This window comes from Streptomyces sp. ICN903 (assembly GCF_022015835.1).
Taxonomy (GTDB): Bacteria; Actinomycetota; Actinomycetes; order Streptomycetales; family Streptomycetaceae; genus Streptomyces; species Streptomyces fenghuangensis.
Genome location: NZ_JAKMAY010000545.1, coordinates 1 through 1,648 on the forward strand (window position 1 = coordinate 1; position 1,648 = coordinate 1,648).

Consider the following 1,648-nt stretch of genomic DNA (forward strand, 5'->3'; position numbering starts at 1 on the left):
GCTGCGCCCCACCGGGGGCGGGGAGGGGGTCGAGGTGGTCGAGCGCACCGCGTTCGACGTCAACCGGGGCGCGCTGTGCGGCAAGGGCCGCACAGCCCCGGCCGTCCTCTCCTCCCGGGTGCGGCTGACCGGGCCGCTGGTGCGGCGCCGCGCCGGCGGGCCGCTGGAGCCGGCCGGCTGGGACGAGGCGCTGGACCGCGTCGCGGCGGGGCTGTCGGACACCCGGTCCGCTCACGGGGCGGACGCGGTGGGGGTGTTCGGCGGAGGCGGGCTGACGAACGAGAAGGCGTACGCGCTGGGCAAGTTCGCCCGGCTGGTGCTGGGCACCTCCCAGATCGACTACAACGGCCGGTTCTGCATGTCCTCGGCCGCCGCCGCCCTGAACAGGGCGTTCGGGCTGGACCGGGGGCTGCCCTTCCCGCTGGCGGACGTCGCGCGCACCGGCTGCGTGATCCTGGTGGGCGCCAACCCCGCCGACACCATGCCGCCCGCCCTGCGCTACTTCACCGAACTGCGCGAGCGGGGCGGGAAGCTGATCGTGATCGACCCCCGCCGCACCCGTACCGCCGAGCACGCCGACCTGCACCTGGCCCCGCGCCCCGGCACGGACCTGGCTCTCGCCCTGGGCATGCTGCACCTGGTGGTGGCCGAGGGGCGGGTGGACACCGGCTTCGTGGCGGCGCGCACCAGCGGCTGGGAGGAGGCGCGCGCGGCGGCGATGGCGCACTGGCCGGAGCTGGTGGAGCGGATCACCGGGGTGCCGGTGCCCGCGCTGCGCGAGGCGGTGGCGCTGTTCTGCGACGCGGAGTCGTCGATGGTGCTCACCGCGCGCGGGCCCGAGCAGCAGTCCAAGGGCACCGACACCGTCGGCGCCTGGATCAACCTGTGCCTGGCCACCGGCCGGGCGGGACGCCCGCTGTCCGGCTACGGCTGCCTGACCGGGCAGGGCAACGGCCAGGGCGGGCGCGAGCACGGCCAGAAGGCCGACCAGCTGCCCGGCTACCGCAGGCTGGACGACCCGGCGGCGCGCGAGCACGTGGCGCGGGTGTGGGGTGTGGACCCCGGTGTGCTGCCGGGACCGGGGCGCAGCGCGTACGAGCTGCTGGACGCGCTCGGCCGCGATGTGCGCGCCCTGCTGCTGACAGGTTCCAATCCGGTGGTCTCCGCTCCGCGTGCCGCCCATGTGGAGCGGCGGCTGCGGTCGCTGGACTTCCTGGCGGTGTGCGACGTGGTGCTGTCGGAGACGGCCGCGCTGGCGGACGTGGTGCTGCCGGTGGCGCAGTGGGCGGAGGAGACGGGCACGACGACCAGCCTGGAGGGCCGGGTGCTGCTGCGCCGCAAGGCCCTGGACGCCCCGCCCGGGGTGCGCACCGATCTGGAGGTGCTGAACGCGCTGGCGGCGCGGCTGGGCTGGGAGAAGGGCTTTCCCGCCGATCCGGAGGAGGTGTTCGAGGAGTTGCGGCGGGCCTCGGCCGGGGGCCCGGCGGACTACTCGGGGATCACCTACCGCCGTATCGCCGAGGAGGACGGGGTCTTCTGGCCGTGCCCAAAGGTCCCGGGTACGGACGAGGCCGACGACCCGGCGGTGGACCGCTCCCCCTCCCCTCACCCCGGCACCCCGCGCCTGTTCCTGGACCGTTTCGCCACC

General features: G+C 75.8%; 1 protein-coding gene. It reads left to right on the plus strand.

Annotated elements, in window-relative coordinates:
• Nucleotide 1 precedes the first annotated feature (1 nt).
• The coding region (locus tag L7D48_RS28650; RefSeq protein WP_237883997.1) for a molybdopterin oxidoreductase family protein at nucleotides 2-1,648 on the plus strand (1,647 nt) is incomplete at its 3' end.